Source organism: Paenibacillus sp. FSL K6-1566 (genome assembly GCF_038050475.1).
In the GTDB taxonomy this organism is placed as follows: domain Bacteria; phylum Bacillota; class Bacilli; order Paenibacillales; family Paenibacillaceae; genus Paenibacillus_AQ; species Paenibacillus_AQ lactis.
Map to the genome: position 1 here is coordinate 5491350 of NZ_JBBOSR010000001.1, position 13362 is coordinate 5504711.

12 protein-coding genes and 1 riboswitch are annotated in these 13362 nt (G+C 51.9%); of the genes, 4 read left to right on the forward strand and 8 right to left on the reverse strand.

All coding sequences use genetic code 11. The features are described 5' to 3' along the window. Nucleotides 1-73: 73 nt before the first annotated feature. A riboswitch (cyclic di-AMP (ydaO/yuaA leader) is annotated at nt 74-220 on the reverse strand. 291 nt (nt 221-511) lie between these two features. Then, a complete protein-coding gene (locus tag NST08_RS24490) occupies nt 512-2200 on the forward strand; it encodes a CPBP family intramembrane glutamic endopeptidase (protein WP_341034950.1) in 1689 nt (562 codons plus the stop codon). Here NST08_RS24490 and uvrC read toward each other — a convergent pair. Continuing rightward, nucleotides 2172-4286 (reverse strand): excinuclease ABC subunit UvrC, encoded by a 2115-nt coding sequence (uvrC, locus tag NST08_RS24495; RefSeq protein ID WP_341034949.1) that lies wholly within the window; start codon nt 4284-4286, stop codon nt 2172-2174. The two genes, NST08_RS24490 and uvrC, sit on opposite strands and share 29 nt — an antisense overlap. Nucleotides 4287-4583: 297 nt before the next feature. Beyond that, complete coding sequence (trxA, locus tag NST08_RS24500) at nt 4584-4901, reverse strand: thioredoxin (protein WP_007132002.1); 318 nt, start codon at nt 4899-4901, stop codon at nt 4584-4586. Between the two features lie 250 nt (nt 4902-5151). Here trxA and NST08_RS24505 point away from each other — a divergent pair, with 250 nt between their 5' ends. Further along, nucleotides 5152-5307, forward strand: coding sequence for a hypothetical protein (locus NST08_RS24505; RefSeq protein WP_007132001.1), 156 nt, complete (start codon nt 5152-5154; stop codon nt 5305-5307). 101 nt (nt 5308-5408) lie between these two features. Here the strand turns inward: NST08_RS24505 and dnaI are convergent, their stop codons facing one another. The 3 genes from dnaI to NST08_RS24520 all read right to left on the reverse strand — a co-directional run bounded on the left by dnaI (nt 5409) and on the right by NST08_RS24520 (nt 8463). Beyond that, nucleotides 5409-6362 carry a primosomal protein DnaI gene (gene dnaI, locus NST08_RS24510; RefSeq protein ID WP_210094560.1) on the reverse strand — a complete coding sequence of 318 codons (954 nt, stop codon included), beginning with the start codon at nt 6360-6362 and terminating at the stop codon, nt 5409-5411. A 35-nt stretch (nt 6363-6397) separates the two neighbouring features. Further along, nucleotides 6398-7900 (reverse strand): DnaD domain protein, encoded by a 1503-nt coding sequence (locus tag NST08_RS24515; RefSeq protein WP_210094561.1) that lies wholly within the window; start codon nt 7898-7900, stop codon nt 6398-6400. Between the two features lie 263 nt (nt 7901-8163). Next, nucleotides 8164-8463: a YuiB family protein gene (locus tag NST08_RS24520; RefSeq protein ID WP_007131998.1), complete on the reverse strand. Its 300-nt coding sequence runs from the start codon at nt 8461-8463 to the stop codon at nt 8164-8166. Nucleotides 8464-8725: 262 nt separating this feature from the next. Here NST08_RS24520 and hemQ point away from each other — a divergent pair, with 262 nt between their 5' ends. After that, nucleotides 8726-9475 (forward strand): hydrogen peroxide-dependent heme synthase, encoded by a 750-nt coding sequence (hemQ, locus tag NST08_RS24525; protein WP_341342378.1) that lies wholly within the window; start codon nt 8726-8728, stop codon nt 9473-9475. 368 nt (nt 9476-9843) lie between these two features. Here the strand turns inward: hemQ and NST08_RS24530 are convergent, their stop codons facing one another. Beyond that, a complete protein-coding gene (locus NST08_RS24530; RefSeq protein WP_007131996.1) occupies nt 9844-10098 on the reverse strand; it encodes a hypothetical protein in 255 nt (84 codons plus the stop codon). Beyond that, on the reverse strand, nt 10099-11292 hold the full coding sequence (locus NST08_RS24535) for an NAD(P)/FAD-dependent oxidoreductase (protein ID WP_210094562.1): 1194 nt from the start codon (nt 11290-11292) through the stop codon (nt 10099-10101). It lies immediately after the preceding gene. A gap of 480 nt (nt 11293-11772) precedes the next feature. Between NST08_RS24535 and NST08_RS24540 the strand changes: the two genes are divergently transcribed. Beyond that, the gene (locus NST08_RS24540) at nt 11773-12774 is read left to right on the forward strand and encodes an NAD(P)/FAD-dependent oxidoreductase (RefSeq protein WP_007131994.1); all 1002 of its coding nucleotides are present in this window, start codon (nt 11773-11775) and stop codon (nt 12772-12774) included. Nucleotides 12775-12986: 212 nt separating this feature from the next. Here the strand turns inward: NST08_RS24540 and NST08_RS24545 are convergent, their stop codons facing one another. Beyond that, the gene (locus NST08_RS24545) at nt 12987-13130 is read right to left on the reverse strand and encodes a sporulation histidine kinase inhibitor Sda (protein WP_028404801.1); all 144 of its coding nucleotides are present in this window, start codon (nt 13128-13130) and stop codon (nt 12987-12989) included. Nucleotides 13131-13362 lie beyond the last annotated feature (232 nt).

Here is a 13362-nt window from a genome sequence, read left to right on the forward strand (position 1 = left end):
TTGAGTTCAAAGTTTCACCTTCTCCAAAAAAATCAAAGAAAAAAGACACTGGAAAACAGTGCCCTTCACGGTCTGGTTCCTGTGCAACAGCCTACGAGGTTAGCTGACGGATTCGGGCATTATCACAGGCCGCCCTATCCATGATCCGAAAGAGATCATGAAATTCACCCCAATTACATGGTTCCCCCGTTCTCATTACGAAATTCGGCTGGTTTATTCGGTTCCTTGAAGCATGATGTGATTATAACGCAATCCGGAAGCGAACCCAACGTCGTTTTTTTACCAAAAAGTCTTTAAATGAGCGCGAATTGGGCATATTCAAGAGTACAAGGATATGGTTCTCTAACGTTTTCGAAACCTTTCATTCATTTTCAGCGTTTTATTTCATTATTGGCCCTTTGGGATAAGCAGGGCTTGTTCTTCATATGTATGTTATATTGACTCTATGATCCGCTTTTTGCGGGGCCGGTTATTCATATCGGAAAGCACTAAAATTAAGAGGAGGAATTTCATGAACCGTGCCGAAGAGCCCCTGAAGCTGACACCTAACCTAAAGAAGCTTATCGCACCGGCCATCATCGGTCTGATCCTGTTTCTTATATTCCAGGTACTCCCATCCACTTCCTTCGAGTCGACCGATACGCCCTATCCGCAAATCATTTCCAAGGATGAGGCTGCGCAAGCGGCGTCACGGTTCGCTCGCGAACGTTTAGGGTTTCCTGCTTCCGAAGGGCAAGACCCCCTTGTTACATACCAGTCCAACTCCGAGCTGTACGGATATTTGGCCAAGGAAAAGAAGCTAAAGGAGTATAACAAGAATTACGAAGCCAAATACCCATATGACGTATACCGCGTCCGCTTCACCTTGCCGGGTGGCGATGCGCTGAACGTGGATGTGCATATGCAGAATGCCGGCATCGCGGGATTCTCCTATGATTCCGCCCGCTCCAGTTACGACAGGATCGAGCTGAATCAAGGGGAGGTCCGGAAGCAAATGCTGCTTCTGGTTGAGGAAGGCATGACGCTGGCCGAGAAGCAGGCGCTCGCGGAGCCGTGGCTCAAGTGGGCCGGATACGATGCGACGCAGCTGCAGCTTTCTACCCGGGAAGGCGAACCTAAGCTGAGATATACCGTCACGGAAGCCGCCATCGGGGATTCGAGGCTGCAGCTGGCATTTACCTTTGAACATGGGACACTGCGTTCCTTCGAGCCCGCGTTCTCGGTTCCGGCAGCGCATGCTGCCTATGTGAACAAGCAGACGCAGGATGCAACGCTGCTGACGCTGGTCGGGTACGGTTTGTTTACGCTTGTGCTCGGTATCCTGGCCATCGTCTACAGCGTCAAGACCAGAGCCTATACCTCGTTTAAGCGCGGTATCCTGCTGTCCGTCCTGTTGTTTGTCATCCAGATGCTGAATACGTACAACCTGGTTCCGGTCTTTAAGGCACAAGGAATGTCCGAGACCGGCATCATCGGGATGATGATCTTCTACGCCATCTACTCCCTCGTCTTCTCCGCCTTGCTCTATTTCTCGCTTGTCGGCGGAAGCGGTCTATGGCGGAAGGAAGACGGGCTTAATCCGTGGCCGCGTGCCAAGGAGCCCGGGTACGGCCGCTATGTCTTGGAAAGCATGAAGGTGGGCTATTTGTGGGCCCTCATTCTGCTCGGCATTCAGTCCTTGATCTTCATCGCGCTCGGCCTGACCTTGAACACCTGGTCCACGACCGATGCCTCGCAGTCGCCTTACAACATGCTCTATCCATGGCTGTTTCCGCTGATGGCTTGGCTGGCAGGCATTTCGGAGGAAGCGGTGTACCGGCTGTTCGGCATTAGAATGGTGAAGAAAATCGTGCGCAGCACCTTTGTCGCGAGTTTGATCACCTCGATCATCTGGGCGCTCGGCCATACGCTGTATCCGATTTACCCAGTCGTATCCCGCCCGATTGAGCTGGTCATTATCGGCCTGCTGTTCAGCTATATTTTCCTGAAATACGGATATATTGCGGCCATGTTCTCGCATGTCGTCTTCAACAGCATTCTCATGGGAATCAGCCTGGTCATGCTTCAAGGGACCCCTAATGTGCTAATCGGCCTGTTCTATATGGTGCTGCCGGCAATCGTGGCTTACGTGATCTATCGCTTGAATCCAACAAAAAAAGAGAAGCCGTATGTCACGACTCCTCATCACGAAGGGCATTGAGTATATCTGTAGCTAATTTTTCACCGATCGAAAGGGGCTTAAAGTCTTCGACTGAAGCCTCTTTTATTTTTTTGATCGAGCCGAAATGCTTCAGCAGCAGCTTCCGCCGCTTCTCGCCGATGCCCGGGATCGAGTCCAGCTTGGACGAAACCATCGATTTGCCGCGCTGCTCTCGATGGAAGGAGATCGCAAACCGGTGGACCTCATCCTGGATGCGCTGAAGCAGATAGAACTCCTGGCTGTCCCGCGGCAGGGACACCGGCTGCGGCGGATCGCCGACCATCAGCTGCGCCGTTCTATGCTTGGCATCCTTCACAAGCCCGCAGACCGGAATAAACAGTCCCAGCTCATTCTCCAGCACATCGATCGCAGCCGATATCTGTCCCCTGCCGCCGTCGACCACGATCAGGTCCGGCAGCGGCAGATTCTCCTTCAGCACCCGCTCGTACCGTCTCCGGATGACCTCACGCATCGTCTCGTAATCATCCGGCCCCTGCACGGTGCGGATTTTGTACTTCCGGTATTCCTTCTTATCCGGTTTCCCGTTTGTAAACACGACCATCGCCGAAACCGGATTCGTTCCCTGTATGTTCGAGTTGTCAAACGCCTCGATCCGGTTCAGGGATTCGATGCCGATCACTTCGCCGAGATTGGCCGCGGCAATCGATGTCCGCTCCTCATCTCGTTCGATTAAGCGGAATTTCTCATCCAGCGCAACCTTTGCATTTTCAATCGCCATCCCGACCATCTGGCGCTTTAAGCCGCGCTGCGGCACATGCACCTTAACGCCGAGCCATTCCTGCAAGGCAGCTGCACCTCCGGCGGCGTCCACCAGGCCGGCAGCCTCCGCCCGCTCGTTCTCGGCTTTTGTCGCGGCGGCCAGACGTTCGGCCTCCTCCCCTTGCCCGGGGCTTTCCGGACCGCCGGCCGAACCTGAGCCGGACGGGTCCTCAGCGACTGCTAAGGCAGGCGATCCAGCGGTATCGCCCTCACCGGCGCCTGGGGCCAGGCCGCTCTCGTTGGAAGCAGCGGCTCGGCTGCCTGCTCCCTCCGATATCGAATCATTCTTGGCTGCGATGCTGTCTTGCGCATCGGAGTCGGCCTCCTCAATCAAGATCGGTCCGGGAAGCAGGATTTCCTGCGGGACGGCAGGGTTATCGCTGTAGTACTGCGCGATGAAGGACATGAAGTCGCTGTGCGCGTCACCGTAGAACGGAAAAATCGACTTGTTGCGCTGCACCATTTTCCCCTGGCGCATATACAGAATTTGCACGCACATCCAGCCCTTATCCACGGCATAACCGAAGACGTCACGGTCCCGGGTGTCTGTTGTGGTGATCTTCTGCTTCTCCATCAAGGTGTCGATATGGATGATCTGGTCCCTCAGCTCCTTGGCGCGTTCGAAATACAGGTCTTCTGCGGCTTCCTGCATTTTGCGCTGCAGCTCCTTCTTGATCTCTTCATGGCCGCCGCTTAGAAAGGAGGTGATTTCGCTGGTGATCTCCTCGTAGGCGGTCTTCGGCACCTCTTTCACGCATGGAGCCATGCATTGGCCCATATGATAATACAAGCACACCTCTTTCGGCATAACCCCGCATTTGCGCAAAGGATACATGCGGTCGAGCAGCTTTTTCGTCTGCTGAGCGGCATAAGCGTTCGGATACGGGCCGAAGTACTTGGCTTTATCTTTAAGCACCCGGCGCGTTACTTCGAGACGGGGATGCTCTTCGTTCGTAATTTTTAGATATGGATAGGTTTTGTCATCCTTCAGCAGAACATTATATCTTGGCTGGTGCGTCTTGATCAGGTTGCACTCCAGGATGAGCGCTTCCATATTGCTGCCCGTTACGATGTATTCGAAATCGCGGATTTCGGCCACCAGCATCTGGGTCTTGCCGTTGTGGCTGCCGGTAAAATAAGAGCGCACCCGGTTCTTCAGCACTTTGGCCTTGCCGACATAAATAATGGTTCCTTCCCGGTTCTTCATCAGGTAGCACCCGGGCTGATCGGGCAGCAGCGCCAGCTTGTGCCGGATATTCTCCAGCGCCTTCTCCTGCTCCTGCAGTTGTTTGCCGAAGTCGTCCATCTTCTTCCTCCTCTCCAAGAAGATTATATATGATTATGATGAGAATGCTGCAAAAAATCCAAAAAGCGACGTTCAATCTGCAATGTATAGGTCAACGGTTTTGTTCGTGGCGCCAAAGGCGCTCGCGGGCGGCTCGTTCACGAGGCGCTGATCGGGATCTATATATTGTACCCGGAAGCGGCAGTAATCGGATGCTGCAAAATCCTGATGATAAACCGCATAAAGCGCCTATCGGATTGTTGACCGAAGGCGCTTTATGGAAGCTTTATTGCGGTAGCGGCACTTGCTTATCAAGCATTATTGATGCTTCGCAATGATGCCTTTCAAGGCTTCTTTGGAGTTAAGCCCTACCACTTTATCGACAGGCTGGCCGTCTTTAAAGAAAATCATCGTCGGAATGCTCATAACGCCGAAGCGTGCTGCGGATTCCGGATTTTCATCCACGTTCACCTTTGCGATTTTTACATCGTCGCCGAGTTCTTGGGACAATTCGTCCAGAATCGGAGCGAGCATTTTACAAGGACCGCACCATGGGGCCCAGAAATCAACTACAACCGTTCCTTGACCTTCCACTTCGTTGGCGAAGGTTTGATCGGTAACATTAACGATAGCCATTGTATACTCCTCCTTACAGGATAATTTCAAGATATAGCGCGAATCATAATGTCGAATGCGTCGACGGTTTTAGTATACCACAAACTTTAAGAAAAAGTGAAATATACTCACCTAAAGAAAGGGGAATTCTCGGAATATTCATGCAATCTTTACAAATGATTTGGACATTGGGTATACTACTAATAATAAGTCGGGTGACCTGTCTTAGCCGTGCATACGGAATGTTCACCTTTTTGAGGAGGCAAGCACCATGGATGTAAACGTGCGCATGAACGATCCGCGGGAGCACATCAATGAAGAACCGCGCAATGATTTCAGCGATTTGATGATGGGCTTTCTTGGGATGTTCGGTTTCATGACCATCATCTTCTTCGGATTCGTCATTATCAAATTTTTGGTCGGCTAATTGACGGCTCCTTGCGCTAAGAAAAGCCTGATCCCTGTCATCGCGTCCTGTGACGCTAAAGGGATCAGGCTTTTTTACATTTCTATAGGCAGCAGCCTTGCCTAGAATTTTCCCCTCTGATTCTCGCCGTATAAATGAACGACGTCCACGAACGGTGCAATGCGGTTCATCAGCCGCTGCCCCTTATGGGCCTCTTCCCCGTCCTTGCTCGTAAAGCTTAGGTGCCGCTCGAGTCCGTCCAGCGGATAGTTCGACGTGTAGAAGGTCGGCTTGCGGTTCATCCGGTAATTCAGAATCGACCCCAGCACATGATCCCGTACCCAAGGGCTTAAATTCTCGGCGCCGATATCGTCGAAGATCAACAGATCGCAGTTCTTCATCGTCTCGACCATTTCCTTCAGCTTCGGTCCGTCCTGCATCATCGTTTTCAGATCCTCTACAAAATCAGGCATATACACGATTACGCCCGAATACCCCGCCATCGCCAGCTCATAGAGCAGATAGCCCATCAAATAAGTCTTGCCGGTGCCGAAGGATCCGGTCAAATACAATCCCCGGGGACTCAGCCCATTCTCCTTCGTCTCCTTAATATACTTGAACACCTGATGAACTCCGGGAGCTCTCAGCCGGTCCTTGGCCATAATCTCCATATGGTCATAGCCTTCATTCAGCGCTTTGTCGTCGACATAGAAGCTGCGGATCCGCTTCCGGATCTGATCCTCATTCGTTTTGGCAACCTGCAGGGAGCACGGCGTTTTCCGTTCATAAATCTCCACCGTTCCGTTGACCCGCTGAATATCCAGCTTGCTGTAGTGTCCCTGGAAATCATTCGGGCAACGGTCCAGTCCCGGACACTGCTTGCAGTTGGCCTGATCGCCGGCATACTGGTACAGCTTGCTTAAATTGATGCGCAGCACCCGGTCGTCAATCTCCGGATATTCCGCACGCATCGCCTGAATAAGCGGGTTCTTCAGCAGCTCCTCCGTAATCTCGGCCGTTCTGCGCCGCAGCGCAGAGCTCTTCATACTTTCCAGCAGCTCGCCAAGGGATTCCATCTCTCTCCCTCCTTCATCTATAGCATCTTTGGTTCTTATACGCCTTTCTTATTGCCGGCCTGCATCTCGGCAGCGAACCTCATCATCTCTTCGAATTCTTCATCCGTTACCGCCTCGCCCTTATCGGTCTCCAGCGCCACCGGAATTTCGGGCTTCGCCTGTCCGCTTCTAGCGTATGTACGCGTGCGTGTTGAGCCCTGCTTCTGCTTGCCTTTCATCTTGGCTTGGTCCCTTATATATTGAACAGCCTTCTCATAGCTGTTAACCTGCTTCAGCAGCATGTTGGAAGCGATCGCCTCCACGAAATTACGGTTGATCCGCTGCTCGCCGCCGACGGCGATCAACGACACCAAATAATGAATCAGTACGTTGATGACCTCGCCCGGCAGCTTGTAACTAAGGTCGATCTTCTCGAAAATGTCCAGGAACTGCGCGGGTACGGCCCCCGGGAAGAACGTCTGCAGCAGCCGGGTATACGGCTCATTGCGCAGCATCATATTATATTGATGAATATCGCACTTCGACTGGAACTGCGCAGGCACCTCGACGTAATACTCCATCTGCACGGCATGCTCCTCGGCAGGCTTATCCGGATCCGTATTCAATTCCTGATGCAGGGCTACCACCTTGCCGGCCGTAATCTGCCTCTTCTCCTGAAGCTTCATTCCCTGGCGGAAATGAAGGCTCGCCTTGTGCTGCAGATCGTCCAGGACAATTTCCCCGTGCTCGGTGAAGATTCCGTCCTCGTCCAGAAGACGGCACAGGTCCTGAACGCTGAGATCATACTTGCGGACCACGTAATTCACGATCCCCATCTGCTCATGATCGTAGCGAAGACGCTCCACGAACACCCGGTTGCGGGACTCGCGCGGGAAGCGGAGGATAATGTCCGCATAATTGAGCCCTTCTCCCGGCGGGGTGGGCGGCAAGGCCGGCCTGGACACCGCTACCTCCTCCAGCGCCTGCTCCAATTCGTAATCGATCACATGGGTATTCAATTCGAAAATATCATAGAAGGGAACCGAAATGTTCTCCTTGTTCAGCGAAATGCCCGACCATTCATGGGGCTCCTTGCTCCACAGTTCCTCGCGGAGCGACAGTACGGCGAATTTGCCGACCTTATCGCGGAGCAGCAGTGTCAAATGCTGCGTGTTGAAAAATTCGGCAGGACTGAGCGGAGCCTGCAGCTCATACTCGTAGATGTAGTCGTCCGTCTCGGGGACGAACATCCGGCTCGTCTGCAGCAAGCCTACCGCCTCCAGCTTGGAGGTTTGCTCTATGAGATACCGGCGTCCTTTCTCACTGGGCTCCAGCCCCAGCGTCAGAAACAGCCGCCGCTGCTGTTCGATCGCCGAGTACCCGACCTTCTCGGCCGGCACATGCTGGACGAAAAGACGGTACAGGCTGATCGCAAAGGCGCCTACCATCGGCTGATATATCGAGCCGAGCATCTTGTCGTCCAAGCTGCTCAAACAGAAGTCACGGTATACGCAGTAACGGTGATTCTCGGTAAAATATAAAAAATTAGTCATGCGCATCGCTGTTGCTCCCCCTGTCGCCCAAAAATAGACTTCCTCTATTCTATCACAAATCAAGGGATCGGAAGTCGGTTCTTTTGCATCAAAAATATTGGAATTCCATGCAAGCGCCTCATTCGTTCAGAGCGAATAATAAGCGGCGGCCCCCAGTATCGAAGAGCCGCCGCCATCATCCTATTCGCCTATTGCTCCTGCTTCAAATCCCTTGAAGCGGATATGCCGCATGTGCGTAAAATGTTCCTATGAAATCGCTGCTGCATGTTCTAAAACATTTTAAAGCCTTTGATCCGCAAAGTCTTGATCGTCCATCCGCTCATATAAGCGCCGATCAGTCCGGCAACGCCGGTCAGGTAATCCACCAGCTGGAATGATCCGACGTGAGTCCAAAACGGCGTCTGACTCCGATCCCACAAGCTGTATACAACGACCGGCAGAATGACGATGACAAACAAAAAGCACGGAAACCAGGTCGTCTTCATCAGCATATTAAGGATAAAGCCGATACCGAACATCATGACAAAGAATAGAATCATCAGTACAAGTACAGGAATAAATTGAAGCATGGTCGCCTTATTCACCTCTTCTTTATCGCCTACGCATAGCAGCCTATCAGGTTGCTGCTGTGCAGCAAGATACAGCAAGGCCTCAGCTTCAGCTAATAGCTAGTTTACTAAAAAAAATGTCACAGATCAACGAACAATCCGTGAATGAATTGTGACGCGTTTGCTCTGCGGACCGCGTGTACAGTACAATGTAGGGAGTTGTCATGATAGCAAGCGGTGATCCGCTCGGGAGCTATCGAACATATTGTTTAGGAGTGATCTCATGAACGAAGCTGCAATGACGCTTGAAGGCTGGTATGCCCTGCATGATTTCCGCACGATCAATTGGTCCGCCTGGAAAGCCGCGGACGATGAGGTTCGCGCCTTTGCGCTGGACGAGCTGAACGGCTTCCTTGAGGAGTGGGCTGCCGTTGGCGAAGCCAAGCAGGGAAGCACCGCCGTATATACGATTGTCGGTCAGAAGGCCGATTTTGTGTTCATGCACCTGCGCGAGACGCTGGAGGAACTGAACGCGATCGAGAATGCTTTTAACAAAACAACCTTCGCTCAGTTCACAACCAAAGCCTACTCTTACGTAAGCATCGTCGAGCTGAGCAACTATTTGGCAGGCTCCTCGAACGAGGATCCGATGCAAAATCCGCATGTCGTGGCCCGCTTGAAGCCATCCCTGCCGAAAGCAAAGCATATCTGCTTCTACCCGATGAACAAAAAGCGCGATTTGTCGGACAACTGGTACATGCTGAGCATGGATGAGCGCCGATCGATGATGCAAAGCCATGGCCTGATCGGCCGCGGATATGCCGGCAAGGTGAAGCAGATCATCACCGGCTCCGTCGGCTTTGACGACTGGGAGTGGGGCGTTACCCTGTTCGCGGACGATGCGCTGCAGTTCAAGAAGCTTGTCTATGAAATGCGTTTTGATGAAGTCAGCGCACGCTTTGGCGAGTTCGGGCCGTTCTATGTCGGCAACTTGCTGGACCAAGCCTCGTTTACCGAGCTTATGAAGGTTTAAACGTCGCCATTCGCTGCAACAATTAAGAGGGTTACCCAAAAGATCTTTGATCTGGCGGGGCCCTCTTGTTGTGTTTGGGGACAATGCGAGAACTGCTTATAGTTCCCATCGCTGTCCCCACTTCAATGGGGATCCTCTATCCAACGGAGACATTCAGTCTAGGCATGTGTGTGCGCTGCAAGATTTTCCTTTGGGAAAGCCTTCGACCACCAAGCCGCTCCCTTAAACGAAAAAGGTGGAGGACAGGTGCTCTCTTCGAGCATGTCTTCCACCTTTTTTGGGATTAGAACCAAGAAAGCGATCGTCTATACTAGAATGCAGAATGAAAATCTTCATGTGCTTCGTGGCACTCCAAGACGTCATCCCTCTTACTCGTCGTCTTCCTGCTCCTGCTTGCTCAGGCTTTCCAAATACTCGGCCGTCGCCCGGTCCCGGGCACGCCCCTTTTCCTTCAGTCGCTCAATGGCGGGAAGGATGAGAATATCCACTTCCTGCTGGATCGTATACGCCAGGTCGTAGCGTTCCTGCGATTCCAGATAGGAGCCGACCTCCATCAATGCATTATAGCGGTCCAGCTCCTCTCTCGTGAGCAGTCCCCGCACCTGAACGCTGCAGTGTCTCATTTACAGAAACCTTCCCTTTCTCAGGACAAGCGGAATGCCGCCGATAATAAAGAGGTATCGCAAATCCACCAGCTTCTTGAGCTGAGCGGCCTTCCAGCCCTGATATTTCTTGTCGCCGACGACGGCGATTCCTTCTCCCTTGCCGAGAGAGGCAACTGTGCCTTTGTTATGGAATTCGAACTTCCGCATCGCCTTGCCGCGGATCGAAGCCACGATATTCTGCGCACAGCAAACGCCTTGCTGCATGGCAATCTGGGCGGTAGGCGGATAAGGACGGCCTTCATCATTAAAAATCAGCGAGTTGTCGCCGATAATATAAATGTTCTCGTATCCCGGAGCCCGCAAATACTCGTCCACCTTGACGCGGCCGCGCATCGTCTCGAAGCCCGCCGCTTCAACAAGGCGGTTCCCCCGGATCCCGCCGGTCCACACAACGGTTTGGGAACGGATCTCTTCCCCGTTGTTCAGAAGGACGGCGCCAGGCAGGCACTCTTTAATGGCTACGCCGAATTTGAAGGTGACTCCCTTCTTCTCCAGCACGCGGATCGCGTAATCGACCAGCTCCGGCGCAAAGCCCGGCAGCGCGGACGGCGCAGCCTCTACGTTGTAAATGTTCACCAGCGTCGGGTCAACGTCATATTCCTTGCACAGCTTCGGAATGCGGTCAGCCAGCTCCGCGACGAATTCGATGCCGCTGAAGCCCGCGCCGCCAACGACGAAGTTAATGCGCTCCTGCGGTCTGCGTTCATTTTTATACAAAGCAAACTGATACTCGATATGCTCCCGGATCAGCCGCACCGAGTTAATGCTCCGGATCGTCATCGCATGCTCGGCAAGCCCTGGAATGCCGAACGTCTCCGGCTCGCCGCCGAGTCCGATCACGAGATAATCATAAGATAGGGTGCCATCCTCAAGAATAACCTTCTTATCATGAAGTCGGATCTCTTGAACCGAGGATTTCACCAGATCGATCTTGAATTCGTCGATCAGCTTCGAGATGGATACCCGCGTATTCTCGATGCTGTCCGTTCCTGCTGCCGGCATATGTAAATGCGTTGTTATATAATGGTAGTCATGTCGATTCACCAAAGTAACGTCGGCCTCATTATAATTCAGCTCTTTTTGCAGCCGCTGCGCTGTCAATATGCCCCCGTAACCCGCACCAAGGATTACGATCTTCGGTATGCTGCTCATTCTCCTGCTCCTTCCGGCTTGACTCTTTATATATATAGTATGGTTTACTTGTTAACATTTTGTGAAAAGCATGCAAAAAAAGAGAAGAGCCCCTCATCAGAGCCCATTTCACGATTTGACCTGACTGTGTCCGTCCATGCTCGTCCAGGCCCGAAAACCCGGGTGGATTCGGATGTTTATCCAGATGCTGTCCTATTCAGTCAACCTGCTATGAACACAAGTTATCACGTTAATAATATGCATAAAGCAAGCAAAGATCAAGTTTTTTTTGCCAGTTAATATGTAGCCCCCGCCGCATCGCATCCCCCCTCGTGTAAAGTAAGCGCAATCATCGCAAGTGTAGGTATTTTAGCTCAATTCTCGACTTTTCATGCCGGGTCGTGACGATTATAATAGTTAGGGAATTCATGAATCAGCATAATCTTAGACAATCGTCTGTCTGATTCGAATAGAACCCTAATAAACGGAGGTGCTTACCGCATGACAACGACGCCACAAGACAACAGCATGACCGACCTATTGATTATCGGCGGCGGACCTGCAGGGATGTTTGCTGCGTTTTACGGCGGGATGCGCCAAGCGTCGGTAAAGCTGATTGAGAGCATGCCTCAGCTTGGCGGCCAACTGGCAGCGCTGTATCCTGAGAAATATATTTATGATGTGGCAGGCTTCCCGAAGGTTACGGCCCAGGAGCTTGTGGACAATCTGTCCAAACAGATGGATCTGTTCAACACGGATATCCGCCTGGAGGAGAAGGTCCAGTCTGTCGAAAAGCTGGAAGAACGCCACTTTGTCGTCAAGACGAATCTCGGAGAGCACCACGCCAAGGCGGTTATCATTACGGCTGGCGTCGGCGCATTCCAGCCCCGCCGCCTGGAGATCGAGGGCGCGGAGAAATATGAGAAGAGCAATCTTCACTATTTCGTAAACGATCTGAGCCGCTTCAAAGGCAAGAAGGTGCTGATCAGCGGCGGCGGCGATTCGGCCGTAGACTGGGCGCTGATGATCGAACCGATTGCCGAGCAGGTGACGCTGGTTCACCGCCGCGACAAGTTCCGCGCGCATGAGCACAGCGTCGAGCAGCTGATGGCTTCCAAGGTGAATATCATTACTCCTACAGAGATCACTGAGCTGCACGGTGAAGATACGATCAGCAAGGTGACGCTGACCCACATCAAAACGAAGGAAACACAGGAGATCGAAGTGGATGACGTGATCGTCAATTTCGGCTTCGTTTCTTCGCTTGGACCGATTTCGGAATGGGGAATCGCGATCGAGAGCAACTCCATCGTCGTCGACTCCCGTATGGAGACGAGCATTCCCGGCATTTTCGCGGCCGGCGACATCACGACATATCCGGGCAAGGTCAAGCTGATCGCCGTCGGCTTCGGCGAGGCGCCTACCGCGATCAACAACGCGAAAGTATACATCGATCCGGAAGCAAGACTGGCTCCGGGCCACAGCAGCAACATGAAGCTTTAATCACGGCCTAAGAATCTACTATCTATGAAATTGCTGCAATAGAGCAGTGTTTAAAGCAAGAAAAAAGGTATCTTTGATCAGAAGGGATGATCCTTCCATCGAAGATACCTTTTCTATTCGGTTGATCTACATATGTAGAACCAGGTTGTTTCATCCCGCATTATACGCATGCAGCGTCGTAATCTATCTGATCTTTATACGAAAAATGTGAATTAATGCAGGATGCTGCCGGAATTGGTGTCCAAGTTCCGTTTATGAATTTCGGCCAGCAGTAGAGTAATGAACTCACGCTCTAACTTCAATTCAACAGCCATATGATAGGAATCGAGCAGCATCTCATCCGTCAACATAGCCATCCCTCTCACACCCTTCCTCAAATTTCCTGAATCTATCATATCAGACATAGAAAAACGGAACAACTGTTCGCTTATCCACAACCTTCTGTGGAAATCCTGTGTATAATTTGTTGGTAAGTGTTAAAAACGAGGTCATATCAAAGTGGATTATGGGGATAATTGTTATACACAGGATCGTGAACAACTTCCTATAAAAAAATTTAATCAATAATATATTGTTATTTTTTTATTA

Bases quoted from the DNA above. Each gene is read 5' to 3' on its own strand.
- NST08_RS24490 (WP_341034950.1), top strand. From the start codon at position 512: ATGAACCGTGCCGAAGAGCCCCTGAAGCTGACACCTAACCTAAAGAAG.
- uvrC (WP_341034949.1), bottom strand. From the start codon at position 4,286: ATGGACGACTTCGGCAAACAACTGCAGGAGCAGGAGAAGGCGCTGGAG.
- trxA (WP_007132002.1), bottom strand. From the start codon at position 4,901: ATGGCTATCGTTAATGTTACCGATCAAACCTTCGCCAACGAAGTGGAA.
- NST08_RS24505 (WP_007132001.1), top strand. From the start codon at position 5,152: ATGGATGTAAACGTGCGCATGAACGATCCGCGGGAGCACATCAATGAA.
- dnaI (WP_210094560.1), bottom strand. From the start codon at position 6,362: ATGGAATCCCTTGGCGAGCTGCTGGAAAGTATGAAGAGCTCTGCGCTG.
- NST08_RS24515 (WP_210094561.1), bottom strand. From the start codon at position 7,900: ATGCGCATGACTAATTTTTTATATTTTACCGAGAATCACCGTTACTGC.
- NST08_RS24520 (WP_007131998.1), bottom strand. From the start codon at position 8,463: ATGCTTCAATTTATTCCTGTACTTGTACTGATGATTCTATTCTTTGTC.
- hemQ (WP_341342378.1), top strand. From the start codon at position 8,726: ATGAACGAAGCTGCAATGACGCTTGAAGGCTGGTATGCCCTGCATGAT.
- NST08_RS24530 (WP_007131996.1), bottom strand. From the start codon at position 10,098: ATGAGACACTGCAGCGTTCAGGTGCGGGGACTGCTCACGAGAGAGGAG.
- NST08_RS24535 (WP_210094562.1), bottom strand. From the start codon at position 11,292: ATGAGCAGCATACCGAAGATCGTAATCCTTGGTGCGGGTTACGGGGGC.
- NST08_RS24540 (WP_007131994.1), top strand. From the start codon at position 11,773: ATGACAACGACGCCACAAGACAACAGCATGACCGACCTATTGATTATC.
- NST08_RS24545 (WP_028404801.1), bottom strand. From the start codon at position 13,130: ATGGCTATGTTGACGGATGAGATGCTGCTCGATTCCTATCATATGGCT.